Genomic DNA, 26,795 nt, shown 5'->3' with positions numbered 1-26,795 from the left:
TTTTCCCTGCACCCGGGCGATTAGCTCAGCGGGAGAGCACTTCGTTCACACCGAAGGGGTCACTGGTTCGATCCCAGTATCGCCCACCGGAATGCATTGTGATATGTGAGGCCCAGCCGATTATCGGCTGGGCCTCACATGTATTTCCACAATCCGCCGAACGGTGCCGGGAATGTGCTGAGTCCCAGTCACCTTCCGTGCCGCGCAGGAGTTCTGCGGATGCGTCGGGCGGCACTCCCCGAACGAGTTGTACGACACCCCCCGAATGGTGCTACAGTTCTTCTCGTTGCCCGGGCGATTAGCTCAGCGGGAGAGCACTTCGTTCACACCGAAGGGGTCACTGGTTCGATCCCAGTATCGCCCACCGGACAGCACGCAGGCCCTGATCGGAAGACCGGTCGGGGCCTGCGGCGTTCCCGGGTCCGGCGGGCTACGCCGCCACCTCGCACTCGTGCTCCGGCGACAGCCGGCGGCCGCAACCGCACCGGGCCGGCCGCAGCGGCCACGACAGGTCCACCCGCTCGTCCGCCCCCGACCGGTCGAACCAGGCCTGCAGCCCGCGCGCCTGCGCCGCGTGCCAGACCGCCTGCCGCAGGTGCAGCTCCGCCGCCGTCAGCCCGCCCAGCGCCCCCGGGTACCGCGCGCCGATCGTCCGCACCACCTCCAGCGCCGCCCTCGCGTCCGCCCCCGCGTCGTGCGCCCCGGTCAGCTCCACCCCGTAGTGCGCGCACAGGTCGGTCAGGGTCCGCCGGCCCCGGCGGTAGCGGTCCACGTACTTGTCCAGCACCCGCGGATCCAGCACCAGCAGCGCCGCCGGGCCGATCGCCTCGGCCAGCGACACCCCCCGGTGCCGGCGCAGCTCCCGGTCCAGCAGCGTCAGGTCGTAGGGCGCGTTCATCACCACCACCGGCCGCCCGGCCCGTGCCTGCTCGGCGAGCGCGGCGGCGACCTCGGCGACCACCACCGCGGCCGGCCGCCCGTGCGCCCGCACCGTCTCGTCGCTGATCCCGTGCACCGCGCGGGCGCCGTCGGGTATCGGCACGCCGGGGTCGGCGAGCCAGTCGGTGGCCACCGGGGGCGTGCCCGGGGCGGTTTGGACGACCAGGGCGGCCGAGACGACGCGATCGGTCTCGATGTCCACGCCGGTGGTCTCGGTGTCGAAGGAGGCGAGCGGGCCGGTGAACCAGTGCTGCTGCATGACTGCCCCTCGAAAACGGCGCGTTCCCGCCCCGGTGATACCCGCCCCTGACGCCCCCTCAACCGTTTGGCGCCGCACCGGCCGGGCACCCTGCCCACGGGCGCCCTGTTCGAATCCGGACGGGCCCGGGGGGACGGGGGAGGACGAACGGTCATGGCGCTGACGCAGCCGCAGCCCGAGGAGGCGGCGGACGTCCTGCGGGGCGACCTGGCGGTGACCGCCTGCATGGAGACTCTGCAGGTCGGCTACCTGCACGCGGTCGCGGCCGCGGCCGGCTGCTCGCTCTCCCAGCCGTTCCCCGACAACGGCATCGACTGGCAGGTCAGCCACGGCTCGCGCAGCCACGAGGTCGACGACGAGGTCACCGTCAAGATCCAGCTGAAGGCCACCCAGCAGATCGCACCCGACCCGCGCGGCGCGTTCTTCTCCTTCACCCTGGACAACGACCACCTGCGCAAGCTCGCCCGCCCCCGGGTCGCCGTGCCCCGGATCCTCGTCGTCATGCTGCTGCCCCGCCGCGTCGACCGCTGGCTCGCCGCCCGCCCCGACGCCCTCGAACTGCGGCACTGCTGCTACTGGGTCAACCTGGCCGGCCACCCCGTCACCGGGCAGCGCCGCACCAACGTCCGGGTCCCCACCGCGAAGGTCTTCGACGACCGCGCCCTGTGCGACATCATGGCCCGGGTCGGCGCGGGCGGCAGCCCGTGACGGCCCGGGCCCGGCCGGGAGGAGCCGCCCCATGACACTGCCCCACGGGCCGATGCGTCCCACGCTCGGCGAACCCCCGCAGACCGGGCCGCTGCCCGATCCGGCCGCCGTCGACCCCGCGGTGCTCGCCACCCTGCTCGCCCGGCACGGCTGGGTCCGGCGCGGCGGCCCCTCCGCCCGCTACGGCCGCTGGACGCCCCCCGAGGGCACCGACCCCGGCGTCAGCCTGCTCGTCCCCGCCGGTGACGGCTTCGACGACGCCGTCGACCTGCTCACCGACGCCGTCACCGCGCTCGCCCGCTCCGCCAGCCCCTCGGCCCGCGCCATCCTGCTCGCCCTGGCCGTCCCCGGCGACGAGCTCCAGTGGCACCGCGACCTCGCCGCACCCCAGGGCGCCGCCGCCCCCGGCGCCCTGCCCTGGGACGACACCGAACGGCTCCGGCTCGCCGCCCGCGCCATGCTCGCCGCCGGCGCCAAGGCCGGCCGCACCCGCGCCGCCTACTTCGGCGCCCGCCTCGACGCCTGGGCCGGCGACTTCCTCGACCGGGTCCTGGTCGTCGACGGCGGCTCCGGCCTGACCGCCTACACGCCCGCCCCCGAGGGCCGGGCCGCCGTCACCACCCTGGTCCGCGCCCTGGAGGCGCTGCGCGACGCCGTCGACTACCGGCGGGTCAGCGGCGGCGGCGAGGCCTTCGAGAACGCCGTCCAGTCCGGCGTCAGCCGCGAACTCGTCGAGTCCGTCCAGGAGCTGGTGCGCGGCGCCACCGCGGGCCGGTTCACCGTCGCCTGGTCGGCCGCCGCCGGCACCCCGGGCGGCTTCGGCGACCGCCGGATCGCCGTCGAGTTCTCGCCCGGCGACCTGCCCGCCCTCGGCGAGGCCGCCGAACTGCTGGAGCGCATCGAGCCCGCCGTCGCCGTCACCCTCGTCGGCCTCGTCGTCCGCCTCAAGCGCGCCGACCCCGCCGGCCCGGGCAGCGTGCGCCTGCGGGTGCTCGGCGGCGCCGAGGTCGACGAGGTCAAGGTCCGGCTGCCCGACCCCGCCTACCGGACCGCCGCCGAGGCCCACCTGGCCGGCACCCCGGTGCGGATCAGCGGCCGTCTGGAGCGGCGCGGCGGCTTCCGCCGGCTGGTCCGGCCCACCGGCCCGGAACCGTGCGGACTGGAGGAGGCCGAGCGGGAGCGCCTGCTCAAGACCCTGGGGGAGGGGCGGGGGGAGTAGGACGGGACGGAGGTGACGGTGGGGCCACCGGTCTCGGTACCATCGTCAGGCGCAGCGCTGTGCTGCGCCCTCTGAATCCAGCACGTCAGGAGAGACCGGTGACGGACGTCCGGGTAATCATCAACCGCGAACCCGATCGGGAAGAGCGCGTGGTGACCACGGGCACTACGGCCGCCGAGCTCTTCGCCGACGACCGCTCGATCATCGCCGCCCGGGTCGGCGGCCTGCTCAAGGACCTCGCCTACGCCCTCCAGGACGGCGACGAGGTCGAGCCGGTCGCGATCTCCAGCCCGGACGGCCTCGACATCCTGCGCCACTCCACCGCGCACGTCATGGCGCAGGCCGTGCAGCAGCTCTTCCCGGAGGCCAAGCTCGGCATCGGCCCGCCGGTCAAGGACGGCTTCTACTACGACTTCGACGTCGAGAAGCCGTTCCACCCCGACGACCTCAAGGCCGTCGAGAAGAAGATGCAGGAGATCATCAAGCGCGGGCAGAAGTTCTCCCGCCGGGTGGTCACCGACGAGGCCGCCCGCGAGGAGCTGGCCGCCGAGCCGTTCAAGCTGGAGCTGATCGGCCTCAAGGGCTCCGCCGCCACCGCCGGCGAGGGCGCCGACGTCGAGGTCGGCGCGGGCGAGCTCACCATCTACGACAACCTGGACGCCAAGACCGGCGAGCAGTGCTGGGGCGACCTCTGCCGCGGCCCGCACCTGCCCAGCACCCGGATGATCCCGGCGTTCAAGATCATGCGTTCGGCCGCCGCCTACTGGCGCGGCAGCGAGAAGAACCCGATGCTCCAGCGCCTCTACGGGACCGCCTGGCCGAGCAAGGACGAGCTCAAGGCGCACCTGGAGTTCCTGGAGGAGGCCGCCAAGCGCGACCACCGCAAGCTCGGCAACGAGCTCGACCTCTTCTCCATCCCCGAGGAGATCGGCTCCGGCCTCGCGGTCTTCCACCCCAAGGGCGGCATCATCCGCCGCGCCATGGAGGACTACTCGCGCCGCCGGCACGAGGAGGAGGGCTACGAGTTCGTCTACACCCCGCACGCCACCAAGGGGAAGCTCTTCGAGAAGAGCGGCCACCTCGACTGGTACGCGGACGGGATGTACCCGCCCATGCAGCTCGACGAGGGCGTGGACTACTACCTCAAGCCGATGAACTGCCCGATGCACAACCTGATCTTCGACGCGCGCGGCCGCTCGTACCGTGAGCTGCCGCTGCGCCTGTTCGAGTTCGGCACGGTGTACCGGTACGAGAAGTCCGGCGTGGTGCACGGCCTGACCCGCGCCCGCGGCTTCACCCAGGACGACGCGCACATCTACTGCACCCGCGAGCAGATGGCGGACGAGCTCGACTCGACCCTCACCTTCGTGCTCAACCTGCTGCGCGACTACGGTCTGACCGACTTCTACCTGGAGCTGTCCACCAAGGACCCGGAGAAGTTCGTCGGCAGCGACGACGCGTGGGAGGAGGCCACCGCCGTCCTCGCCGCCGTGGCCGAGAAGCAGGGCCTGCCGCTGGTCCCGGACCCGGGCGGCGCGGCCTTCTACGGTCCGAAGATCTCGGTGCAGGCGCGGGACGCCATCGGCCGCACCTGGCAGATGAGCACCATCCAGCTGGACTTCAACCTGCCGGCCCGTTTCGACCTCCAGTACACGGCGGCGGACGGCTCGCGCCAGCAGCCGGTCATGATCCACCGTGCGCTGTTCGGCTCGATCGAGCGGTTCTTCGCGGTGCTGCTGGAGCACTACGCCGGCGCGATGCCGCCGTGGCTGGCCCCGGTCACCGTGACCGGCATCCCGATCACCGACGAGCACGTGCCGTACCTGCAGGAGGTCGCGGCCGAGCTGAAGAAGCGCGGGATCCGGGTCGAGGTGGACACCTCGGACGACCGGATGCAGAAGAAGATCAGGAACGCCCAGAAGGCCAAGACGCCGTTCATGCTGATCGCCGGCAACGACGACGTCGAGGCGGGTGCGGTCTCCTTCCGCTACCGCAACGGCGAGCAGAAGAACGGCGTGCCGGTGGCCGAGGCCGTCCAGGAGATCGTGGACGCCGTGGAGCGCCGGATCCAGGTCTGACGCCCTCGGTGGTGCGCGGGCGCGGGGCGGGCTCCTCAGGGAGTCCGCCCCGCGCGGCTTTGCAAGCACGGTTGGGCGAATATGCTGATCAGCATGACGACTGAGCCGGAACTGCAGCAGGGCGTCGGGGAGCCGGACGGCTTCCGCCGCCTGTGGACCCCCCATCGGATGGCCTACATCCAGGGCGAGAACAAGCCCACCGGCCCGGCTCCGGACGACGGCTGCCCGTTCTGCTCGATCCCGTCGCTGAGCGACGAGGACGGGCTGGTCGTCGCGCGCGGGAGCGCCGTGTACGCGGTGCTGAACCTGTACCCGTACAACGGCGGGCACCTCATGGTGGTCCCGTACCGGCACGCGGCGGACTACACCGAGCTGGACGAGGCGGAGACGGCCGAGCTGGCGGTGTTCACCAAGAAGGCGATGACGGCGCTGCGCGCGGCCTCGGGCGCGCACGGCTTCAACATCGGCATGAACCAGGGCGCGGCGGCCGGGGCCGGCATCGCCGCCCACCTGCACCAGCACGTGGTGCCGCGGTGGGGCGGGGACACCAACTTCATGCCGGTGGTCGGCCACACCAAGGTGCTGCCGCAGCTGCTGGCGGACACCCGCAAGATGCTGGCCGAGGCCTGGCCGCAGGGCTGAGGCGCGCAGCGAGAAGGGCCCCCGCCGACCGTCGGGTCGGCGGGGGCCCTGCGTCGTGCGGGCTCAGGCGTCGTAGTGGTCGACCTTGAACGGGCGGCTGCCCTGGGCCTCGGCCTTGAGGCCGGCCGCGCGGCCCTTGAAGGCGCGCTCGGTGTCGAGGTCGTGCTCGGCGAGGAACTCCAGGGTGGCGGCGTGGACGGCGCCGAGCACCGGGTGGGAGGAGTTGAGCGCGTTGTCGGCCATGGTGCGGGTGCCCCAGGGCTGGCCGGCCCAGATGTGCCGCAGGCCGAAGGGTTCGGGCAGGCCGAGGCCGCCGCCGAGCCAGGAGAGCAGGCCGGGCATCCGGTAGAAGGGGGCGCGGACGGCCTGCCGGACGACCTCGTCGTTGTCGATCAGCGGGAGCTTGACCGTGCGGTTCTCCCAGAACCGGAAGGTCTTGGCGACGGACTTCTCCTTGTCCTTGGGCTTGTCGAAGAAGAAGCCGTTGATCGGGCCGAGGGCGTAGCCGGCGACGGTGATGTTGAGGGTGTTGGCGAGCAGCACGACGGTGACGGTGAAGGTCAGGACGAGCTTGCCGTCGTGGGTGATGAACTGGGTGGCGAGATAGTGGCGGGGGCCGCCGCCGAAGGTCTGCTTGTCGGCGATGGCCTGGACGGCGAAGTCGCGCATGAGGTCGCCGTCCATGTCGGCGTTGCCGGGGCGGCTGATCTCGTCGGCGCTCTCGCCGACCTCGTAGACGACCCACTGCTTGACCTGGACGTTGGGCATGCCGCTGTTGGCGACCTCGCTGATGCCGAGGCCCTTGAGGTGGCCGGCGATCTTGCGGACGAGGTCCCAGGGGTGGAACTGGCGGAAGTCGATCTGTCCCTCGGCGGGGCGCAGGGTGTCGATGAGCTTCCACTCGCCCCAGCGGCGGCCGATGCCGAGGATGCCCTTGGGGCCGGCGTAGTGCTGGACGTTGGTCTCCTGCTCGGACTCCAGCCGGCCGAGCTTGGCGCGCAGGTCGGCGGCCTTCTTGTCGAGGTCGTCGCGGGGGACGGCCATCGGGACGGTCGCGGCGACGGCGTTGCCCTCGGCCAGGGACAGCCAGCGGGCGCGGAGGTCGACGGCGGTGCGTTCGACGATGCGCCGCGCGAGGTACCAGCCGATGACCGGGGCGAGCATCACGATGCGCAGGTAGAGGCCGAGGACGCCGCCGGCCGGGGGCTTGATCGCGAGCAGCACGGCGAGCGCGGCGGCCAGGATCAGGACGACGGCTCCGTAGACGCCGGCGTTCTTGGGGTTGTCGCGCCTGAGCCAGGCGCGCAGCTGGAAGGCGCCGAGCCAGACCAGGGTGCCGGGCAGGCAGAGCAGGCCGGTGACCACGGAGACGGTGGACAGCTGCCGGTCGCGGTTGCGGCGGATCTCCTCGGCGGCGAGGGCGTGCTCGACGATCTGGCGGGTCTCGACGCCGAACGCGGGCACGAGTGGCTTGCGGTCGCCGCCGAGGGTGCGGGAGATGAGCGCCTTGCTGAAGGCCTCGCCGAAGTTGGGGGCGAAGAGGGCGAAGCGGCCCTTGTTCGCGCCGGCTCCGTCGAGTCTGGCGGCCTCGACCGTGAGGTCGCCGTCGCGGTACGCGGCCGAGGAGAGCGCCTGGGTACCGGCGGTCTGCGGGCCGGCATCGGTCCGGGGTATCTGCGCACCCGGGGTCATGTCGAGTGTGGTCACGGTGGCGTCCCCTCCTCCCCTTGTGTCCTGCGGCAGGTTACCGTGCCGGGGTCCCGGCGCGCGCATGATCGTCTGAAGTGCCGTCACGAACGGGCCACGGTGGACCTGTGGGGCATGATGCCCACGTTTCGGCTGTTCGACGCACCCGGACGCGGGCCGGTGGGCGCGATGGTGCACGATGGCGGCATGGAGAGCGGTGGGCTGACGGATCCGGTGCTGGTGTTCGACGGGGACTGCGGGTTCTGCACGACGTGCGTGACCTGGGCGGAGCGCTACCCGCGGCAGACGCTGGCGTCGGGGGGCTGGGAGGCGGTGCCGTTCCAGTTCGCGGACCTGGCGGGGCTGGACGCGGTGGCCGGGGGGCGCGGCGAGGTGTCCTGGGAGCGCGCGGAGCGCGAGGTGCTCTGGGTGACGCCGGCGGGCCGGGTGTACGGCGGGGCACAGGCGGTGGCGCGGTTGCTGATGCGCTCGGGCGGGGCGTGGGCGTACCTGGGCGGGGTGCTGGCGCTGGCGCCGGTGCGGCCGGTGGCGGCGCTGGTGTACCGGTGGGTGGCGGCGAACCGGCACCGGATGCCGGGCGGGACGCCGGCCTGCGCGCTGCCGCGCCGGTGAGCCGGTGAGCCGCTGACTAGCCGTCCGTGAAGCGGGCGGCGAGGGCGGCGGGCATGGGTTCGTGGCGCAGGTGGGCGCGGGTGAACTCGGCGGTGCCGTGGGTGAGCGAGCGCAGGTCGACGGGGTAGCGGGCGAGTTCGAGTTCGGGGACCTCGGCGCGCAGCAGGGTGAGGCCGGGGCCGCCGGTCTCGCTGCCGAGGACGCGGCCGCGGCGGGCGGAGAGGTCGCCGAGGACGGCGCCGAGGTAGTCGTCGGGGAGCAGGACGCTGACGGCGGCGACGGGTTCGAGGAGCCGGATGACGGCGTGTTCGGCGGCGTCGCGCAGGGCGAGGGCGGCGGCGGTCTGGAAGGCGGAGTCGGAGGAGTCGACGGAGTGCGCCTTGCCGTCGGTGAGGGTGACGCGGATGTCGACGAGCGGGTGGCCGGTGGCGACGCCCTTGGCGAGCTGGGCGCGGACGCCCTTCTCGACGGAGGGGATGAAGTGTTTGGGGACGGCGCCGCCGACGACGTGTTCCTGGAACTCGAAGCCGGAGCCGGCCGGGAGGGGTTCGACCTCCAGCTCGCAGATGGCGTACTGGCCGTGGCCGCCGGACTGTTTGACGAGGCGGCCGTGGCCGGCGGCGGCGGTGCCGAAGGTCTCGCGCAGGGCGACCTTGTGCTCGACGGTGTCGACGTGGACGCCGTGGCGGTTGCGGAGCCGGTCGAGGACGGCGTCGGCGTGGGCCTCGCCGGTGCACCAGAGGACGAGCTGATGGGTGTCGGGGTTCTGTTCGAGGCGTAGCGCGGGGTCCTCGGCGGCGAGCCGGGAGAGGGCCTGGGAGAGCTTGTCGTCGTCGGCCTTGCTGTGGGCTTCGACGGCGACGGGCAGGAGGGGCTCGGGGAGCGGCCAGGTGTCGAGTTCGGCGAAGTGGCCGGGTTCCTGGACGGTGTCGCCGGAGCGGGCGGTGGTGAGTTTGGCGGCGCAGACGAGGTCGCCGGCGACGGCGTGCGGGACGGGCCGCTGGAGTTTGCCGAAGGGGCTGGTGAGGCCGGTGACGCGTTCCTCGCCGTCCTGGTCGGCCGGGTGGTCGGGGCCGGTGAGGCGGATGCGGGTGTCGGGGCGCAGGGTGCCGGCGTAGAGGCGCAGCAGGCTGATGCGGCCGACGTAGGCGTCGCCGGTGACGCGGACGACCTGGGCGGCGAGGGGGGCGTCGGGGTCGCAGGCGGGGGCGGGGCGGGTGCGTTCGGCGGGGGTGGGGAAGGTGGTGGTGATGAGGTCGAGGAGTTCGGTGGCGCCGAGGCCGTGTTCGCTGGTGGGGACGGCGGGGTGGAGGGTGCAGGCGAGGACCTCGCGGCGCATGCCGGCTTCGAGGGAGTCGGTGTCGGGGGTTTCGCCGGTGAGGTACTGCTCCATGAGGGTGTCGTCCTGGCCGGAGATGGCTTCGACGAGGCTCTCGCGGGCGGGGGCGGTGTCGGGCAGGGGGTCGGCCTGGCCGTAGGTGTGGCCGGTGAGGAGGTCGACGCTGCCGTCGGGGCGGCCGTCGTGGTGGACGGGCAGGAAGAGCGGCCTCAGGGTGTCGGGGCCGAGGCCGAAGGCGTCGTGGCAGGCGGTGAGGATGTCGTCGAGGCTGCCGCGGGCGATGTCGAGCTTGGCGACGGCGATGGCGCGGGGGATGTTCTCGGCGGCGCACTCGCGCCACAGGGTGCGGGTGGGGGCGGTGACGGGGTCGGTGGCGGAGACGACGAAGACGGCGGCGTCGGCGGCGTGCAGGGCGGCGCGCAGGTCGGCGGCGAAGTCGGGGTGGCCGGGCGGGTCGAGCAGGTTGATCTTGGTGCCGCGCCATTCGAGGGGGAGCACGGAGAGCTGGACGGAGCGCTGCTGCTGGTGCTCGATGGGCTCGTGGTCGGAGACGGTGGTGCCGTCGGTGACCCGGCCGGGGCGGCCGACGGCGCCGGCGGCGTACGCGAGGGACTCGGCGAGGGTGGTCTTGCCCACGCCGGCGCAGCCGATGAGGACGACGTTGCGCAGGTCGCCCGGTCCGGCGACGGCGGGGGCCTGGCCGGCTCTGGCGGTGCTGCGGTCGGGCATCGGGGTCTCCTCCCGTCGCGCCGAGGCTGTCGGTGAAAGTCTAGGGCGTGTCTTGTGGATCAGCTCGGACAAGGCCGCGGCGTCAGGGTGCGTGCATCGCAAGGCGGAGGAGGGAGTCCATGCGGAGCATCGGCGACCGACGACAACGCGGCGAGGGGCGTGCCCTGGCGTCGCGGACCCGGGCTGATTCGCAAGACACGCCCCCGGGGCGGGGGTGGCCGGAGGCGCGCGAGCGGCATGCGGGGGTGGTGTGTGCGCGGGGGAGGTCGGCGGGCGTGGCTACGATGGGTGCGCCGGGTGGGCTGATCCATGCGGTCGTCTGCCGCGCCCTCTGGCCGCAGGCGGGTACCAGGGAGATCGGAGCGGTCGGGAAGGCCATGCTCAACAAATACGCGCGTGCCTTCTTCACACGTGTCCTGACCCCGTTCGCCGCGTTCCTCATCCGATTGGGTGTGAGTCCGGACACCGTGACGCTGGTCGGTACGGCCGGTTCGGTGGCGGGTGCGCTGGTGTTCTTCCCGCGTGGGGAGTTCTTCTGGGGCACCATCACGATCACGCTGTTCATCTTCTCGGACCTGGTGGACGGGAACATGGCGCGGCAGCTGGGGCGGTCCACGAAGTGGGGGGCGTTCCTGGATTCGACGCTGGACCGGGTCGCGGACGCGGCGGTCTTCGGCGGTCTGGCCATGTGGTACGCGGGCAAGGGTGACAACAACCTGCTGTGCGCGGTGGCGGTGTTCTGCCTGGCGAGCGGGCTGGTGGTGTCGTACACCAAGGCGCGGGCGGAGAGCCAGGGGCTGCCGTGCGACGTGTCGGGGCTGGTGGAGCGGGCCGAGCGGCTGGTGATCAGCCTGGTGGCGGCCGGTGTGGCGGGTCTGTCGACGTTCGGGGTGCCGTACGTGGAGTGGCTGCTGCCGGTGGCGCTGTGGCTGGTGGCGGTCGGCAGTCTGGTGACGGTGTTCCAGCGGATGCTGACGGTACGGCGTGAGGCGTTCGAGGCGGACCGCGTGGCGGCCGGGAGCTGAGAGGGGGCGGTTGCGCGGTGAGGGAGCGACTGATGGACCGGCTGGTGTACACGGCGTACGCGGCGGGCTGGGCGGTGCTCAAGCACCTGCCCGAGCCGGCGGCGCGGGGCCTGTTCGACCGGCTGGCGGATTCGGCGTGGCGGCGGCGCGGCAAGCGGGTGCTGCAGTTGGAGGCGAACCTGCTGCGGGTGTGCCCGGACGCGGACGAGGCCCGGCTGCGGGAGCTCTCGCGGGCCGGCATGCGCTCGTACATGCGGTACTGGCAGGAGTCGTTCCGGCTGCCGGTGTGGGGCCGCGGGCGGGTGCTGCGGGACGTGCGGGTGGACGGCTTCGAGCACGTGCAGCAGGCGCTGGAGTCCGGGCGGGGCGTGGTGGCGGCCCTGCCGCACATGGGCAACTGGGATCTGGCGGGGGCCTGGGTGGCGACCCGCGGGTATCCGTTCACGACGGTGGCGGAGCGGTTGGAGCCGGAGCGGCTGTTCGACCGGTTCGTGGCGTTCCGGGAGAGCCTGGGCATGGAGGTGCTGGCGCTGACCGGCGGCTCGGTGAACGTGGTCGGCACGCTGGCGCGGCGGCTGCGGGCGGGGAAGCTGGTCTGCCTGGTGGGGGACCGGGACCTCTCGGAGGCGGGCATCGAGGTGTCGTTCTTCGGCGAGGCGACGCGGATGCCGGCCGGTCCGGCGGCGCTGTGCCAGCGGACCGGGGCGGCGCTGCTGCCGGTGTCGCTCTGGTACGAGGGGCGGACCATGCGGGGGCGGGTGCACCCGGAGGTCGTGGTGCCGGCGGAGGGCGACCGGGTGGAGAAGACCCGGGCGATGACGCAGGCGATGGCCGGGGTGTGGGAGGCGGCGATCCGGGAGCATCCGGAGGACTGGCACATGCTGCAGCGCTTCTGGCTGGCCGACCTCCCGGTCCGTGAGACGGTGGAGGCGGGGGCCGTGCGGGTCGGTGGCACCGGCCGTCCGGCCGTCCGGGAGCCCGCCGTCCGCCCGGTGGCGGAGGCGGCCGGGGAGCCGGCGGCCGAGGCGTCGGGGGCCTGACGACCGGCGGACCGCCGTCCGCACCGCCCGCACCGCATCGCACTGCCCGCAGGATCTCGAGGAGACGCGTGAAGATCGGCATCGTCTGCCCCTACGACTGGGACGTCCCCGGCGGCGTGCAGTTCCACATCCGGGACCTCGCCGAGCACCTGATCGGCCTGGGCCACGAGGTGTCGGTGCTGGCGCCGGCCGAGGACGACGAGGCGCTGCCGCCGTACGTGGTGGCGGCGGGGCGGGCGGTGGCGGTGCCGTACAACGGCTCGGTGGCGCGGCTGAGCTTCGGGATCCTGTCGGCGGCCCGGGTGCGGCGGTGGCTGCACGAGGGGCGCTTCGACATCCTGCACGTGCACGAGCCGGCCGCGCCGAGCCTGTCGATGCTGGCGGCGTGGTCGGCGTCGGGGCCGATGGTCGGCACCTTCCACACCTCGAACCCGCGCTCGCGGGCGATGATCGCGGCCTATTCGATCCTGCAGCCGGGCCTGGAGAAGATGCGGGCGCGGATCGCGGTGAGCGAGTACGCCCGGCGCACCCTGGTGGAGCACCTGGGCGGGGACGCGGTGGTGATCCCGAACGGCGTGGACGTGGGCTTCTTCGCGGGGGCGGAGCCGGACGAGCGCTGGACGGGCGGGGCGGCCGAGGGGCGGCCGGGGACGATCGGCTTCGTCGGCCGGATCAACGAGCCGCGCAAGGGGCTGCCGACGCTGCTCGCGGCGCTGCCGCGGATCCTCGCGGAGCGGCCGGGGGTGCGGCTGCTGGTGGCGGGCAAGGGCGACGAGGAGGAGGCGGTCGCCGGGCTGGCGCCGGAGGTCCGCGCGCAGGTGGAGTTCCTCGGCATGGTGAGCGACCGGGACAAGGCCCGGCTGCTGCGCAGCGTGGACCTGTACGTGGCGCCGAACACCGGTGGCGAGAGCTTCGGGATCATCCTGGTCGAGGCGATGTCGGCGGGGGCGCCGGTGCTGGCGAGCGACCTGGACGCGTTCAAGCAGGTGCTGGACGGCGGGGAGGCGGGGGAGCTGTTCCCGGTGGAGGACGCGGACGCGCTGGCGCGCTCGGCGGTGCGGCTGCTGGGGGACCCGGGGCGGCTGGCGGAGCTCTCGAAGGCGGCGTCCCGGCACGTGCGGCGGTTCGACTGGTCGACGGTGGGCGCGGACATCCTGGCCGTGTACGAGACGGTGACGGCCGGGCAGGCGGCGGTGGTCGGGGAGGACGAGCGCAGCGGGCGGCGGGGCCGGTTCGGGCTGGCCCGGGACTGAGACCCCGGTCCGGGACCTGGAGGGGGGCGGGCACGGTTAGGGTCGGACCGTTCCCCGTCCGTGCGTTCCCGCGTTCCTGGAGGCCCCGATGCCGCAGATCTCCGTCGACTACTCCCCGAGCCTGGCCGGCTCCTTCGACCGCCGTGAGCTGGGCGTGGCGATCAACCGGCTGACGGTGGAGACCATCGCCGTCCAGCCCGAGGGCTGCAAGACGATCTTCCGGGCGACCGACCCGGAGGTCGTGGTGGCCTTCGGGGAGCGCGCCGAGGCGCAGGTGTTCGTGCAGCTCCAGATCTTCCCGGGCCGTAGCCCGGAGACGAAGGCGGCGCTCACCGAGGGGGTGCTGGCGCTGCTCGCGGAGCGGGTGAAGCCGGCGCCGGGGGAGCGGCTGCACCTGGCCGTGGACGTGCGCGACATCGACCGCGCGGCCTACCGGAACACGGCGATCGAGGGCTGAACCGGGGGCACCCGGTAGCGTAGCGCCCCGTGACTACCTGGATCTGGGCCGGCGTGGCCGTGGTGCTGTTCGGCATGTACCTGAGTTGGACGGCCGGAAGGCTGGACCGGCTGCACGCCCGGATCGACGCCGCTCGTGCGGCGCTGGACGCGCAGCTGGTCCGCCGGGCTTCGGTGGCGATGGAGCTGGCGACGTCCTCGCAGCTGGACCCGGCGGCGTCGCTGCTGCTGCTGGACGCGGCGCACGCGGCGCGGCAGGCGGAGGACGAGCAGCGCGAGGTGGCGGAGAGCCAGCTGAGCCTGGCGCTGCGGGCGGTGTTCGCGGAGCCGGAGCAGGTGGCGGCGCTGGTGGCGGCGCCGGGCGGCGAGGACGCGGTGCGGGATCTGACGGCGGCGGTGCGGCGGGTGCCGATGGCGCGGCGGTTCCACAACGACGCGGTGCGGGCGGCGCGGGCGGTGCGCGAGCACCGGCTGGTGCGGTACTTCCGGCTGGCGGGCAAGGCGCCGTTCCCGCTGGCCTTCGAGATGGACGACGCGCCGCCGGTGGCGCTCACCCCGGAGGGCGCTCCGGCGTAGCGCGGGCCGTCGGCGCCGGTGGGAGCCGGTGGGAGCCGGTGGGAGCCGGTGGGCTCCGATCGGAGTCGATCGGAGTCGGTCGGAGCCCGTCGGCGGCCCCGGTTCGGCCTGTTGTGACGGGTGGAGCCCGGATACGGCCTCTTTGTCGTATCCCGCCGGACCGGCTGGACTTGGTGGCGCATGGAGGGCCGGTCTCTTCCGCCTACCATAGGGCGATAGCACTGGTTCATCTTCGAGTGAGGTCTCACGTGTCCACCACCCCCACCACCGCAGACCAGCCGCAGATCGGCACCGCCCGGGTGAAGCGCGGCATGGCCGAGCAGCTCAAGGGCGGTGTGATCATGGACGTGGTCAACGCCGAGCAGGCGAAGATCGCCGAGGACGCCGGCGCTGTGGCCGTCATGGCCCTGGAGCGGGTGCCCGCCGACATCCGCAAGGACGGCGGCGTGGCGCGCATGTCGGACCCGAACATGATCGAGGAGATCATCGCCGCGGTCTCGATCCCGGTCATGGCGAAGTCCCGGATCGGCCACTTCGTCGAGGCCCAGGTCCTCCAGTCGCTGGGTGTCGACTACATCGACGAGTCCGAGGTGCTGACCCCGGCCGACGAGGTCAACCACTCCGACAAGTTCGCGTTCACCACGCCCTTCGTCTGTGGTGCCACCAACCTGGGCGAGGCGCTGCGCCGCATCGCCGAGGGCGCGGCCATGATCCGCTCCAAGGGCGAGGCCGGCACCGGCAACGTCGTCGAGGCGGTCCGCCACCTGCGTCAGATCAAGAACGAGATCGCCAAGCTGCGCGGCTTCGACAACAACGAGCTGTACGCCGCCGCCAAGGAGCTGCGCGCCCCGTACGAGCTGGTCAAGGAGGTCGCCGAGCTCGGCAAGCTGCCGGTCGTGCTGTTCTCCGCCGGTGGCGTGGCCACCCCGGCCGACGCCGCGCTGATGCGCCAGCTGGGCGCCGAGGGCGTCTTCGTCGGCTCCGGCATCTTCAAGTCGGGCGACCCGGCCAAGCGTGCCGCCGCGATCGTCAAGGCCACCACGTTCTTCGACGACCCGAAGATCATCGCCGACGCCTCCCGCAACCTGGGCGAGGCCATGGTCGGCATCAACTGCGACACCCTGCCGGAGAGCGAGCGGTACGCCAACCGCGGCTGGTAATGCGCTGTGGACGGCCCGCCGCGCGATGAGATCATCGGCGCGGCGGGCCGCCGTGTGTCGTCGAGTCCGAGAGTCAAGAGGTACGAGAAGTGTCCACTCCAGTCATCGGCGTCCTCGCCCTTCAGGGTGACGTCCGCGAGCACCTGGTCGCACTGGCCGAGGCCGACGCGCTCGCCCGCCCGGTCCGCCGCGCGGAGGAGCTGGCCGAGGTCGACGCGCTGGTGATCCCCGGCGGGGAGTCCACCACGATGTCCAAGCTGGCGCTGCTGTTCGGCGTGATGGACCCGCTGCGCGCGCGGGTCGCCGCCGGCATGCCGGTGTACGGGACCTGCGCCGGCATGATCATGCTGGCGGACAAGATCCTGGACGGGCGCGAGGACCAGGAGACGGTGGGCGGCATCGACATGACGGTGCGCCGCAACGCCTTCGGCCGCCAGAACGAGTCCTTCGAGTCCGGCGTCGCCTTCCAGGGCCTGGACGCGGACCCGGTGCACGGCGTGTTCATCCGCGCCCCCTGGGTGGAGGCGGTCGGCGCGGGCGTCGAGGTGCTGGCCGAGCTGCCGGCCGCCGACGGCCCGGAGAGCCGGATCGTGGCCGTCCGTCAGGGCAACCTGCTGGCCACCTCGTTCCACCCGGAGCTCACCGGCGACCACCGGGTGCACGCCTACTTCGTGCGCATGGTCGAGGAGCACCTCGCCGCCGCGTGACCGCGCGTACGCGACCGTGTGCGGTCGGGCGGCGGCCGCACCGGTAAGATCTCATCTGTTCATTTCCCTTTGGCGACGTAAAGGAGCTGGCGATGTCCGGCCACTCTAAGTGGGCTACCACCAAGCACAAGAAGGCCGTGATCGACGCCAAGCGCGGCAAGCTCTTCGCCAAGATGATCAAGAACATCGAGGTGGCGGCGCGCACCGGCGGCCCCGACCCGGCCGGAAACCCGACGCTCTACGACGCCATCCAGAAGGCGAAGAAGAGCTCGGTCCCGATCGACAACATCAACCGCGCCGTCAAGCGCGGTGGCGGTCTGGAGGCCGGCGGGGCCGACTACCAGACGATCATGTACGAGGGCTACGGGCCGAACGGCGTCGCGGTGCTCATCGAGTGCCTCACCGACAACCGCAACCGCGCCGCCTCCGACGTGCGCGTGGCGATGACCCGCAACGGCGGCTCGATGGCCGACCCGGGCTCGGTCTCCTACCTGTTCACCCGCAAGGGCGTCGTGATCGTCCCCAAGGCGGACGGCGTGGACGAGGACAAGCTCTTCGAGGTCGTCCTGGACCAGGAGCCCGAGGAGATCAACGACCTCGGCGACTCCTTCGAGATCGTCTCCGAGGCCTCCAAGATGGTCGCCGTGCGCACCGCCCTGGTGGACGCCGGCGTCGACTACGACTCGGCCGAGGCCAACTTCCTGCCGAGCATGCAGGTCGAGCTGGACGTCGACGGCGCCCGCAAGATCCTGAAGCTGATCGACGCCCTGGAGGACAGCGACGACGTGCAGAACGTCTTCGCCAACTTCGACATCAGCGACGAGGTCGGTGCGCAGCTCGACGCCGAGTGATCGTGCCCCCTCCCGGCCCGGCGGTCCCCAGGACCGCCGGGCCGGTGTCGTTCGGGGCGCTGTCGGTGGCGGGGGGTAGCCTTCGCAGGTCGCGCGCTGCGAGTCGCCGGGTCCGAGCGCCCGGAGACGAGCGGCGCATCACAGACGAGCGGCGCATTACAGAGGAGGGGAAGCCGTGGTGCGGGTGCTGGGTGTCGACCCGGGGCTGACCAGGTGCGGGGTCGGCGTGGTCGAGGGCGCGCCGGGCCGGCCGCTGCGGATGGCCGGGGTCGGCGTGGTGCGCACCCCCGCCGAGGCGGAGATCGGGCAGCGGCTGCTGCTGGTCGAGCAGGGCCTGGAGGCCTGGCTGGACGAGCACCGGCCCGACCTGGTGGCCGTCGAGCGGGTCTTCGCCCAGCACAACGTCCGCACCGTGATGGGGACGGCGCAGGCCAGCGCGGTGGCGATGCTCTGCGCGACCCGGCGCGGCATACCCGTCACCCTGCACACCCCGAGCGAGGTCAAGGCCGCCGTCACCGGCTCCGGCCGGGCCGACAAGGCGCAGGTCACGGCCATGGTGCAGCGGCTGCTGCGGCTGGACGCGCCGCCGAAGCCGGCCGACGCCGCCGACGCGCTGGCGCTGGCCATCTGCCACATCTGGCGCGGCGGCGCCACCAACCGCCTGGAGGCCGCGGTCAAGGCGGCCGCCCGCACCACCTCCCCGCACGGCCCGAGAGGAACCATTCGATGATCGCCTTCGTGCAAGGACCCGTGGCGGCGCTGTCCGGCGGCGTCGCGGTGGTCGAGGTCGGCGGGGTCGGCATGGCCGTGCAGTGCACGCCGAACACGCTGGCCGGCCTGCGGCTGGGGGAGCCGGCCCGGCTGGCGACCTCGCTGGTGGTGCGGGAGGACTCGCTGACCCTGTTCGGCTTCGCGGACGACGACGAGCGGGCCGTCTTCGAGATCCTGCAGGCCGCGCCCGGTGTCGGTCCGAAGCTGGCGCAGGCCGTCCTCGGCGTGCACAGCCCCGACGCGCTGCGGGTCGCGATCGCCAACGGTGACGAGAAGGCGCTGGTGGCGGTGCCCGGCATCGGGAAGGCCAAGGCCGCCAAACTGCTGCTGGAGTACAAGGACAAGCTGGGCGCCCCGCACGGCGGGGTCCCGGCGCAGAAGCCGGTCGCCAGCGGGCCGGCGCCGTGGAGCGAGCAGCTGCACTCCGCGCTGGTCGGCCTCGGCTACGCGCCCCGCGAGGCGGACGACGCGGTCGACGCCGTCACGCCGCAGGCGCAGGCGCAGCCGGTCCCGGACGTGGGCGCGCTGCTGCGCCTGGCGCTGCGCGGACTCAACCGGTCTCGCTGAAGCCATCTGACGACCTGTCCCTTTGTCGACACCGATGTGGGAGCCCCCTCCGATGAGCCCGTACGACTCCGAGCCCGCCGACCGGCTGGTGACCGCCGCCGCCGACGGGGAGGACCAGGCCGTCGAGGCGGCGCTGCGCCCCCGGCTGCTGGACGAGTTCATCGGCCAGGAGCGGGTGCGCGAGCAGCTGTCGCTGGTGCTCCAGGCGGCCCGCCAGCGCGGCGCCGCCCCCGACCACGTGCTGCTCAGCGGCCCGCCCGGGCTCGGCAAGACCACCCTGTCGATGATCATCGCGGCCGAGCTGGGCGCCCCGATCCGGATCACCTCCGGCCCGGCGATCCAGCACGCGGGCGACCTCGCGGCGATCCTCTCCTCGCTCGCGGAGGGCGAGGTGCTGTTCCTCGACGAGATCCACCGGATGTCCCGGCCGGCCGAGGAGATGCTCTACATGGCGATGGAGGACTTCCGGGTCGACGTGATCGTCGGCAAGGGGCCCGGCGCGACCGCCATTCCGCTGGAGTTGCCGCCGTTCACCCTGGTCGGCGCGACCACCCGGGCCGGCCTGCTGCCGCCGCCGCTGCGCGACCGGTTCGGCTTCACCGGGCACATGGAGTTCTACGCGCCCGCCGAGCTGCAGCGGGTGGTGCACCGCTCGGCCGCGCTGCTGGACGTGGAGATCGACCCGGCCGCCGCCGCCGAGATCGCCGGCCGTTCGCGGGGCACGCCGCGGATCGCCAACCGGCTGCTGCGCCGGGTCCGCGACTACGCGCAGGTGCGGCACGACGGCGTGGTCAACGCCGCGATCGCGGGCCAGGCGCTGGACGTCTACGAGGTGGACGCCCGTGGTCTGGACCGGTTGGACCGGGCGGTGCTGGACGCGCTGCTGCGGCTGTTCGGCGGCGGCCCGGTCGGGCTGTCGACCCTGGCGGTCGCGGTCGGGGAGGAGGCCGAGACGGTCGAGGAGGTCGCCGAGCCGTTCCTGGTCCGCGAGGGTCTGCTGGCCCGCACCCCGCGCGGGCGGATCGCCACCGCCGGGGCCTGGCGGCACCTGGGCCTCACTCCGCCGGCGCAGCCCGGGCGCGGCGCGGTGCCGCCCCAGCCGGAGCTCTTCGCCCAGGAGAAGGCCGAGGACTGACGGCGCGCCCGGGGTCTGGGCCGAACGGGTGACGGCGGAGCGTGTGCGGATCATGCGCGCCCGCCGTGCGGGGCACCCGGCGAAGGCGGGGGAGAAGTCCGGGGAAACAGTGCAGGCGGAGGCTCGCCACTTTCGGCGGCAGGATGCGATGCTTGGCGTTGTCCGATCACTTCGGGGTCGCCTAGACTCCGCCGGACCGCCCCTCTCACCCGACGGGACGACCAATACCACACAGGCCGCCGGCCGGCGGCCCGTAAAGGACCCTGGCTGCAGTGAACCTCATCATCCTTCTCCTCCCGATCCTCGCGATCGTGCTCATGTTCCGGTCGCAGAAGAAGCGCCAGCAGCAGATGCAGCGGATGCAGACGTCGCTGGAGCCGGGGGCGGGCGTGCGGACCATCGGCGGTCTGTACGCGCTGGTGAAGGCGGTCAACGAGGAGACCGTCGAGCTGGAGATCGCGCCGGGCGTGGTCTCCCACTTCACCAAGAGCGCGATCGCCGCGATCCTGGACCGCGACGAGTACGACGCGATCATCCACGGTCGCCCGGCCGAGGACGAGGGGGTCGACGCCTCGGACGAGGACGTCGAGGTCGAGGCCGCGCAGGCCGACGCGAAGCCGCTGTCGTTCAGCAAGGACGACGCCGACAAGGGCGACGCGAAGGCCGAGGCCGAGGGCGGGGCTCCCGCGAGCAAGTAGTACGGTCGGGCACCCGCCCGGCCGCGCGGCGTTGTGCCGCGAGCCCACAGGACTCAGGGCCGCAGTTCCGCCACTCCCCGCCCAGCCGCGTGCCGGGCGGGGGTCGGTGGGGGGAAGTGGCATGGACAGGGAGAAACGAGCAAGGTGGCAACACCCAAGTCGCGCCCGCGCGACGGTTACCCAGGGCGGGCGTTGGCCCTCATCCTGGTCGTCACCGTCGGACTGGTCGCCCTCATGTTCGGGACGGGCAACACCAAGCCCCGGCTCGGTATCGACCTCGCCGGCGGTACCAGCATCACGCTGAGCGCGAAGTCGACCGACCCCAAGGCGATCAACAAGTCCAACATGGACATCGCCACCGGGATCATCGAGCAGCGCGTCAACGGTATGGGCGTCTCCGAGGCGGAGGTCCAGACCCAGGGCGACCGCAACATCATCGTGAACATCCCCAAGGGCGGTGACAAGCAGAGCGCGGCCGACCAGGTCGGTACCACCGCGAAGCTGTTCTTCCGCCCGGTCCTCGCCCTGGCCCCGAGCGGCATCCAGGCCCCGGCCCCGACCGCGTCCCCGTCGGCGGGCGCGAGCGGCACCCCGAGCGCCCCGGCCGCCACCGGCACCCCGAGCGCGAGCGGAACCGCCGCCGCGACCGGCACCCCGAGCGCGAGCGCCACCAAGCAGGGCCGCCCGGCCGGTGAGGCCCTCGCGGCCGACACCCCGACGACGCCCGCCGCCACCACCGGTGCCACCGCCTCCGGCGCCCCCTCGGCGCCCGCCGCCACCGGCGCCCCGAGCGCCGCCGCGACCGACCCGGCGGCCACGCCGGACCTCTCCACGGCGATGACCTCGGGCACCGTCCCGCCGGAGCTGGCCGCCCAGTTCGCCGCGATGGACTGCACCAAGCCGGACCAGCGGAAGAACTACCAGGGCGCCGACAACGCTCCGGCGGTCGCCTGCACCCAGAAGGACGAGAACGGCGTCTACTACAAGCTCGCCCTCGGCCCGGTCGCGGTGCAGGGTAAGAACGTCTCCAAGGCGCAGGCCACCATCGACACCCAGCAGGGTGGCGGCTGGCAGGTCCAGCTCCAGTTCGACGGCACCGGCACCGACGCCTTCACCGCCGTCACCGGCCAGCTCGCCGCCCAGCCCGACCCGACCAACCAGTTCGCCATCGTGCTGGACGGCCAGGTCGTCTCCCACCCGTACGTGCGCAGCGCCATCCCCGGCGGCTCGGCCGTGATCTCCGGCAACTTCACCCAGACCGAGGCGCAGAACCTCGCGAACGTGCTGAGCTTCGGCGCCCTGCCGCTGGAGTTCACCACCAGCGACGTCACCACCGTCTCCCCGCAGCTCGGCGGCGACCAGCTGAAGGCCGGCCTGGTCGCCGGTCTGATCGGCATGATCCTGGTGGTCGCCTACTCGCTGGTCTACTACCGCGGTCTGGGCCTGGTCTCGATCGCCGGTCTGCTCGTCTCGGCGGCGCTGACCTACTCGATCATGAGCCTGCTCGGCGCCGGGATCGGCTTCGCGCTGAACCTGCCGGCCGTCTGCGGTGCCATCGTCGCGATCGGTATCACCGCCGACTCCTTCATCGTGTACTTCGAGCGCATCCGCGACGAGGTCCGCGAGGGCTCCCCGCTGCGCCCGGCCGTCCAGCGGGCCTGGCCGCGCGCCCGGCGCACCATCCTGGTGTCGGACTTCGTGTCCTTCCTCTGTGCCGCCGTGCTCTACCTGGTCTCGGTCGGCAAGGTCCAGGGCTTCGCGTTCACGCTGGGCCTGACCACGGCGCTCGACGTCGTCGTCATCTTCCTCTTCACCAAGCCGCTGATCACGCTGCTGGCCCGCCGGAAGTTCTTCCTCGACGGCCACCCGTGGTCCGGGCTGGACCCGAAGCGGCTGGGCGCCCGCCCGCCGCTGCGCAGCACCCGTCGTCGCACCCCCTCGTCCTCCGCCGCCGTGAAGGAGGCCTGACACCGTGTCGCGCTTCTCCAATCTGGGCCACAAGCTCTACCAGGGCGAAATCAGCTTCGACTTCGTCGGCCGGCGCAAGCTCTGGTACAGCATCTCCGCGGCGATCGTCCTGGTCGCCGGGATCGGCCTGGCGATGGGCCTGCACCTGGGCATCGAGTTCAAGGGCGGCTCGGTCTACACCGTGACCAAGCCGGGGCTGACGGTGTCGCAGACCCAGGAGGCGGTCGACAAGATCGTCTCCTCGCACCCGCTGGTGCAGTCCACCGACAACGGCAAGATCCGCATCCAGATCTCCTCGGAGGACAAGACCACCTCCGCGGAGGTCACCGGCAAGCTGTCGCAGGAGCTCGGCGTCCCGGTCGGCGAGATCGAGGCCCAGGTGATCGGCCCCAGCTGGGGCGAGCAGATCTCCAACAAGGCGCTCACCGGTCTGGTCATCTTCATGATCCTGGTGACGATCTACCTGGCGATCGCCTTCGAGTGGCGGATGGCGGTGGCCGCGCTGGTCGCCCTCATCCACGACCTCCTGATCACCATCGGCGTCTACGCCCTGGTGGGCTTCGAGGTCACCCCGGGCACCGTGATCGGCTTCCTGACCATCCTCGGGTACTCCCTCTACGACACGGTCGTCGTCTTCGACACCGTGAAGGAGAACACCAAGGGGATCACCAAGCAGAACAAGCTCACCTACAGCGACGCGGCCAACGCGGGCCTCAACCAGACCCTGGTCCGCTCGCTCAACACCACCGTGGTCGCCCTGCTCCCGGTGGCGGCGCTGCTGTTCATCGGCGGCGGTCTGCTCGGTGCCGGCACCCTGAACGACATCTCGCTGGCGCTGTTCATCGGTCTCGCCGCCGGTGCCTACTCCTCGATCTGCGTCGCCACCCCGCTGCTCGCGCAGCTGAAGGAGGAGGCGCCGGAGATGAAGGCCCTGGCCAAGCGGGTCGCCCAGCGCCGCGCCGCCGACGCCAAGGCCGCCACGGCCAAGGAGGCGGGCGACAGCGAGGAGATCGCCGACGAGGACCTGCCGGCGGGTATGGTCGGCCAGCGCGGTGGCGCGGCCGGCACCACGCGCGCCAAGGGCCGTCCGTCCACCAAGCGCTGACCCGAGTCGACCGTTAGGACCCTTCGTGACCACCGCCGACACACCCCTGGCCGAGCTGCTCACCAGCCGGATCCGGGACGTCCAGGACTACCCGAAGCCCGGCGTGCTGTTCAAGGACATCGCGCCGCTGCTCGCCGACGCCGAGGCCTTCGCCGCGCTCACCCGGGCGCTGGCGGACCGGGCCGCGGCGCTCGGGGCCACCAAGGTGGTCGGCCTGGAGGCGCGCGGCTTCGTGCTGGCCGCCCCGGCGGCCTTCGCGGCCGGGATCGGCTTCGTGCCGATCCGCAAGCAGGGCAAGCTGCCCGGCGAGGTGTTCCGCCGCTCGTACGAGCTGGAGTACGGCTCGGCGACGCTGGAGGTGCAGTGCGACGCCTTCGCGCCCGGTGAGCGGGTGCTGGTGGTGGACGACGTGCTCGCCACCGGCGGGACCATCGGCGCCTCGCTGGACCTGGTCAAGGAGGCCGGCGCGGAGCTGGCCGGCGTGGTCGTGCTGATGGAGCTGGGCTTCCTCGACGGGCGCGGGCGGCTGACCCCGCACCTGGGCGGCGCTCCGCTGGAGACGCTGGTCACGGTCTGAGGACGCACGACCCAGGCGGGCGGCGGCCGGAGCATTCCGGCCGCCGCCCGCTGGTGTGTCCGGCGGATGTCCGCCGTGTGTGCGGGCCCGGCCGACCGAACGTCCCGGCGCAAGGCTCGGTACCATGAAGATTCATCCCCTCCCGGTTGCGCGGGCCGCGGCCCGAGCCGTGCGGCGCCCGCGGGGGGCAGGCCGAGCGCCCTGAGGAGTGTCCTTGCCCGACGAGGTTGTGCCCACGGCGGCTGCGGCCGCCCCCGAGAACCGGCCCACGCCCTCGGGGGCCACCCCGGCACGTCCGGCGCCGACCCCGTCCCGCCCGTCCGCCCCGGCCGGCCGCGGCCCCTCCGCCGGCGGCGGCATGCGGGCCCGCCTCGCCCGCCTCGGCGGCCAGCGCTCCAGCGTGCTCAACCCCGTCCTGGAGCCGCTCTTCCGCTCGATCCGGGCCAACGACCCCAAGGCCGACCCGGCGCTGCTGCGCGACATCGAGAAGGCATACGCGGTCGCCGAGAAGTGGCACCGCGGGCAGAAGCGCAAGAGCGGCGACCCGTACATCACCCACCCGCTGGCGGTCGCGACGATCCTGGCCGAGCTGGGCATGGACGCCCCGACGCTGATGGCCGGGCTGCTGCACGACACCGTCGAGGACACCGACTACGGCCTGGAGACCCTGCGCAAGGACTTCGGCGACTCGGTGGCCCTGCTGGTGGACGGCGTCACCAAGCTGGACCGGGTCAAGTTCGGCGAGGCCGCGCAGGCCGAGACGGTCCGCAAGATGGTCGTCGCGATGGCCAAGGACCCCCGGGTCCTGGTGATCAAGCTGGCCGACCGCCTGCACAACATGCGCACCATGCGCTACCTCAAGCGGGAGAAGCAGGAGAAGAAGGCCCGCGAGACCCTGGAGATCTACGCCCCGCTGGCGCACCGGCTGGGCATGAACACCATCAAGTGGGAGCTGGAGGACCTCGCCTTCGCGATCCTCTACCCCAAGATGTACGACGAGATCGTCCGGCTGGTCGCCGAGCGCGCCCCCAAGCGGGACGAGTACCTGGCGACCGTCATCGACCAGGTCCAGGGCGACCTGCGCGGTGCCCGGATCACGGCCTCGGTCACCGGCCGGCCGAAGCACTACTACTCGGTCTACCAGAAGATGATCGTCCGGGGCCGGGACTTCGCCGAGATCTACGACCTGGTGGGCATCCGGGTCCTGGTCGACACCGTCCGCGACTGCTACGCGGCGCTGGGCACCATCCACGCGCGGTGGAACCCGGTGCCGGGGCGGTTCAAGGACTACATCGCGATGCCCAAGTTCAACATGTACCAGTCGCTGCACACCACGGTGATCGGTCCCGGGGGCAAGCCCGTCGAGCTGCAGATCCGCACCTTCGACATGCACCGCCGCGCCGAGTACGGCATCGCCGCGCACTGGAAGTACAAGCAGCGCGCGGTGGCCGGCGCCTCCAAGGTGCGCACCGACACCCCGACCCAGACCCGCAAGGACGACAAGGCCGGCGCCGTCAACGAGATGGCCTGGCTGCGGCAGCTGCTGGACTGGCAGAAGGAGACCGCCGACCCCAGCGAGTTCCTGGAGTCGCTGCGCTTCGACCTGGCCAGCAACGAGGTCTTCGTCTTCACCCCCAAGGGCGATGTCATAGCCCTCCCGGCCGGGGCCACCCCGGTGGACTTCGCGTTCGCGGTGCACACCGAGGTCGGCTACCGCACCATCGGGGCCCGGGTGAACGGGCGGCTGGTGCCGCTGGAGTCGACCCTGGAGAACGGCGACACGGTCGAGGTGTTCACCTCCAAGGCGGAGAACGCCGGGCCGTCCCGTGACTGGCTGGGCTTCGTCAAGTCCCCCCGGGCCCGCAACAAGATCCGCGCCTGGTTCTCCAAGGAGCGCCGCGAGGAGGCGATCGAGCAGGGCAAGGAGGCCATCGCCCGCGCGATGCGCAAGCAGGGCCTGCCGATCCAGCGGATCCTCACCGGCGACTCGCTGGTCACCCTCGCCCACGAGATGCGCTACCCGGACATCTCCTCGCTCTACGCGGCGATCGGCGAGGGCCACGTCACCGCGCAGAACATCGTCCAGAAGCTGGTGCAGGCGCTGGGCGGCGAGGAGGGCGCCACCGAGGACCTCGCCGAGACGGCCACCCCGACCCACGACAACCGGCGCGCGGTGCGCCGCCGGGCCAAGGGCGACCCGGGCGTGATCGTCAAGGGCGTCGAGGACGTCTGGGTGAAGCTGTCGCGCTGCTGCACCCCGGTGCCGGGCGACGCCATCGTCGGCTTCGTCACCCGCGGCAACGGCGTCTCGGTGCACCGCGCCGACTGCGTCAACGTCGAGGCGCTCAGCCAGCAGCCCGAGCGGATGATCGAGGTCGAGTGGGCGGCCACCCAGTCCTCGGTCTTCCTGGTGGCCATCCAGGTCGAGGCGCTGGACCGCTCCCGGCTGCTCTCCGACGTCACCCGGGTGCTGTCCGACCAGCACGTCAACATCCTGTCGGCGGCCGTGCAGACCTCCCGGGACCGGGTGGCGATGAGCCGCTTCACCTTCGAGATGGGCGACCCCAAGCACCTGGGCCACGTCCTCAAGGCGGTCCGCGGCGTCGAGGGCGTCTACGACGTCTACCGCGTCACCTCGGCCCGCAAGTAGCCGGCCACGCCACGCGAAAGGGCC

General features: G+C 72.6%; 24 protein-coding genes and 2 tRNA genes. 23 read left to right on the top strand and 3 right to left on the bottom strand.

From position 1 onward, the window contains the following. Positions 1-14 precede the first annotated feature (14 nt). Both ACFCLZ_RS08590 and ACFCLZ_RS08585 read left to right on the top strand, forming a co-directional pair. Positions 15-86 (top strand) — tRNA-Val (locus ACFCLZ_RS08590). Between the two features lie 206 nt (positions 87-292). After that, a tRNA-Val gene (locus tag ACFCLZ_RS08585) sits at positions 293-364 on the top strand. A gap of 66 nt (positions 365-430) precedes the next feature. Here the strand turns inward: ACFCLZ_RS08585 and ACFCLZ_RS08580 are convergent. Beyond that, entirely contained in the window at positions 431-1,198 is a 768-nt protein-coding gene (locus ACFCLZ_RS08580) for a 3'-5' exonuclease (RefSeq protein WP_380284197.1), read from the bottom strand. Between the two features lie 153 nt (positions 1,199-1,351). On the opposite strand from ACFCLZ_RS08580, the gene ACFCLZ_RS08575 reads away from it, so the two are divergent. From ACFCLZ_RS08575 to ACFCLZ_RS08560, 4 genes are all read left to right on the top strand, one after another. Next, complete coding sequence (locus ACFCLZ_RS08575; protein ID WP_380284196.1) at positions 1,352-1,906, top strand: DUF4365 domain-containing protein; 555 nt, start codon at positions 1,352-1,354, stop codon at positions 1,904-1,906. Between the two features lie 31 nt (positions 1,907-1,937). After that, positions 1,938-3,125, top strand: a complete 1,188-nt coding sequence (locus ACFCLZ_RS08570) for a hypothetical protein (protein WP_380284194.1) — start codon at positions 1,938-1,940, stop codon at positions 3,123-3,125. 98 nt (positions 3,126-3,223) lie between these two features. After that, the gene (gene thrS, locus ACFCLZ_RS08565) at positions 3,224-5,203 is read left to right on the top strand and encodes a threonine--tRNA ligase (RefSeq protein WP_380284193.1); all 1,980 of its coding nucleotides are present in this window, start codon (positions 3,224-3,226) and stop codon (positions 5,201-5,203) included. A gap of 81 nt (positions 5,204-5,284) precedes the next feature. Next, the gene (locus ACFCLZ_RS08560) at positions 5,285-5,845 is read left to right on the top strand and encodes an HIT family protein (protein ID WP_380284192.1); all 561 of its coding nucleotides are present in this window, start codon (positions 5,285-5,287) and stop codon (positions 5,843-5,845) included. A gap of 63 nt (positions 5,846-5,908) precedes the next feature. Here ACFCLZ_RS08560 and ACFCLZ_RS08555 read toward each other — a convergent pair whose 3' ends face one another. Then, positions 5,909-7,552 (bottom strand): hypothetical protein, encoded by a 1,644-nt coding sequence (locus tag ACFCLZ_RS08555; protein ID WP_380284191.1) that lies wholly within the window; start codon positions 7,550-7,552, stop codon positions 5,909-5,911. A 186-nt stretch (positions 7,553-7,738) separates the two neighbouring features. Here ACFCLZ_RS08555 and ACFCLZ_RS08550 point away from each other — a divergent pair, with 186 nt between their 5' ends. Continuing rightward, entirely contained in the window at positions 7,739-8,164 is a 426-nt protein-coding gene (locus tag ACFCLZ_RS08550) for a thiol-disulfide oxidoreductase DCC family protein (RefSeq protein WP_380286114.1), read from the top strand. A gap of 16 nt (positions 8,165-8,180) precedes the next feature. Here the strand turns inward: ACFCLZ_RS08550 and ACFCLZ_RS08545 are convergent, their stop codons facing one another. Next, the gene (locus tag ACFCLZ_RS08545) at positions 8,181-10,232 is read right to left on the bottom strand and encodes an elongation factor G-like protein EF-G2 (RefSeq protein WP_380284190.1); all 2,052 of its coding nucleotides are present in this window, start codon (positions 10,230-10,232) and stop codon (positions 8,181-8,183) included. A 377-nt stretch (positions 10,233-10,609) separates the two neighbouring features. Here ACFCLZ_RS08545 and pgsA point away from each other — a divergent pair, with 377 nt between their 5' ends. From pgsA to ACFCLZ_RS08465, 16 genes are all read left to right on the top strand, one after another. Further along, positions 10,610-11,257 (top strand): phosphatidylinositol phosphate synthase, encoded by a 648-nt coding sequence (pgsA, locus tag ACFCLZ_RS08540; protein ID WP_380286113.1) that lies wholly within the window; start codon positions 10,610-10,612, stop codon positions 11,255-11,257. 32 nt (positions 11,258-11,289) lie between these two features. After that, complete coding sequence (locus tag ACFCLZ_RS08535) at positions 11,290-12,297, top strand: phosphatidylinositol mannoside acyltransferase (protein ID WP_380284189.1); 1,008 nt, start codon at positions 11,290-11,292, stop codon at positions 12,295-12,297. Positions 12,298-12,365: 68 nt separating this feature from the next. After that, complete coding sequence (locus ACFCLZ_RS08530; RefSeq protein WP_380284188.1) at positions 12,366-13,550, top strand: glycosyltransferase family 4 protein; 1,185 nt, start codon at positions 12,366-12,368, stop codon at positions 13,548-13,550. A gap of 88 nt (positions 13,551-13,638) precedes the next feature. Further along, on the top strand, positions 13,639-14,007 hold the full coding sequence (locus ACFCLZ_RS08525; protein WP_380284187.1) for a 5-carboxymethyl-2-hydroxymuconate Delta-isomerase: 369 nt from the start codon (positions 13,639-13,641) through the stop codon (positions 14,005-14,007). Between the two features lie 74 nt (positions 14,008-14,081). Next, positions 14,082-14,582 (top strand): hypothetical protein, encoded by a 501-nt coding sequence (locus ACFCLZ_RS08520; protein WP_380286112.1) that lies wholly within the window; start codon positions 14,082-14,084, stop codon positions 14,580-14,582. A gap of 248 nt (positions 14,583-14,830) precedes the next feature. Next, the gene (pdxS, locus tag ACFCLZ_RS08515) at positions 14,831-15,742 is read left to right on the top strand and encodes a pyridoxal 5'-phosphate synthase lyase subunit PdxS (RefSeq protein ID WP_327675744.1); all 912 of its coding nucleotides are present in this window, start codon (positions 14,831-14,833) and stop codon (positions 15,740-15,742) included. 89 nt (positions 15,743-15,831) lie between these two features. Continuing rightward, positions 15,832-16,449, top strand: a complete 618-nt coding sequence (gene pdxT / locus ACFCLZ_RS08510) for a pyridoxal 5'-phosphate synthase glutaminase subunit PdxT (protein ID WP_380284185.1) — start codon at positions 15,832-15,834, stop codon at positions 16,447-16,449. A gap of 92 nt (positions 16,450-16,541) precedes the next feature. Further along, complete coding sequence (locus ACFCLZ_RS08505; protein ID WP_049651428.1) at positions 16,542-17,300, top strand: YebC/PmpR family DNA-binding transcriptional regulator; 759 nt, start codon at positions 16,542-16,544, stop codon at positions 17,298-17,300. A 178-nt stretch (positions 17,301-17,478) separates the two neighbouring features. Continuing rightward, positions 17,479-18,030 carry a crossover junction endodeoxyribonuclease RuvC gene (gene ruvC / locus ACFCLZ_RS08500; RefSeq protein WP_380286111.1) on the top strand — a complete coding sequence of 184 codons (552 nt, stop codon included), beginning with the start codon at positions 17,479-17,481 and terminating at the stop codon, positions 18,028-18,030. Then, complete coding sequence (ruvA, locus tag ACFCLZ_RS08495) at positions 18,027-18,638, top strand: Holliday junction branch migration protein RuvA (RefSeq protein ID WP_380284184.1); 612 nt, start codon at positions 18,027-18,029, stop codon at positions 18,636-18,638. Before ruvC ends, ruvA begins: the two co-directional genes overlap by 4 nt. Before the next feature lie 52 nt (positions 18,639-18,690). After that, positions 18,691-19,773, top strand: a complete 1,083-nt coding sequence (gene ruvB / locus ACFCLZ_RS08490; RefSeq protein ID WP_380284182.1) for a Holliday junction branch migration DNA helicase RuvB — start codon at positions 18,691-18,693, stop codon at positions 19,771-19,773. 272 nt (positions 19,774-20,045) lie between these two features. Continuing rightward, the gene (yajC, locus tag ACFCLZ_RS08485; RefSeq protein ID WP_380284181.1) at positions 20,046-20,471 is read left to right on the top strand and encodes a preprotein translocase subunit YajC; all 426 of its coding nucleotides are present in this window, start codon (positions 20,046-20,048) and stop codon (positions 20,469-20,471) included. A gap of 144 nt (positions 20,472-20,615) precedes the next feature. Beyond that, positions 20,616-22,439, top strand: coding sequence for a protein translocase subunit SecD (secD, locus tag ACFCLZ_RS08480; RefSeq protein WP_380284180.1), 1,824 nt, complete (start codon positions 20,616-20,618; stop codon positions 22,437-22,439). A 4-nt stretch (positions 22,440-22,443) separates the two neighbouring features. Further along, positions 22,444-23,544: a protein translocase subunit SecF gene (gene secF / locus ACFCLZ_RS08475; RefSeq protein WP_380284179.1), complete on the top strand. Its 1,101-nt coding sequence runs from the start codon at positions 22,444-22,446 to the stop codon at positions 23,542-23,544. Positions 23,545-23,569: 25 nt separating this feature from the next. Continuing rightward, positions 23,570-24,121: an adenine phosphoribosyltransferase gene (locus ACFCLZ_RS08470; protein ID WP_380284178.1), complete on the top strand. Its 552-nt coding sequence runs from the start codon at positions 23,570-23,572 to the stop codon at positions 24,119-24,121. Positions 24,122-24,335: 214 nt separating this feature from the next. Continuing rightward, positions 24,336-26,771 (top strand): RelA/SpoT family protein, encoded by a 2,436-nt coding sequence (locus ACFCLZ_RS08465; RefSeq protein ID WP_380284177.1) that lies wholly within the window; start codon positions 24,336-24,338, stop codon positions 26,769-26,771. Positions 26,772-26,795: the final 24 nt, after the last annotated feature.

The organism is Kitasatospora purpeofusca (genome assembly GCF_042691725.1).
Lineage (GTDB): Bacteria > Actinomycetota > Actinomycetes > Streptomycetales > Streptomycetaceae > Kitasatospora > Kitasatospora purpeofusca_B.
This window is presented reverse-complemented; position numbering and strand designations above follow the sequence as displayed.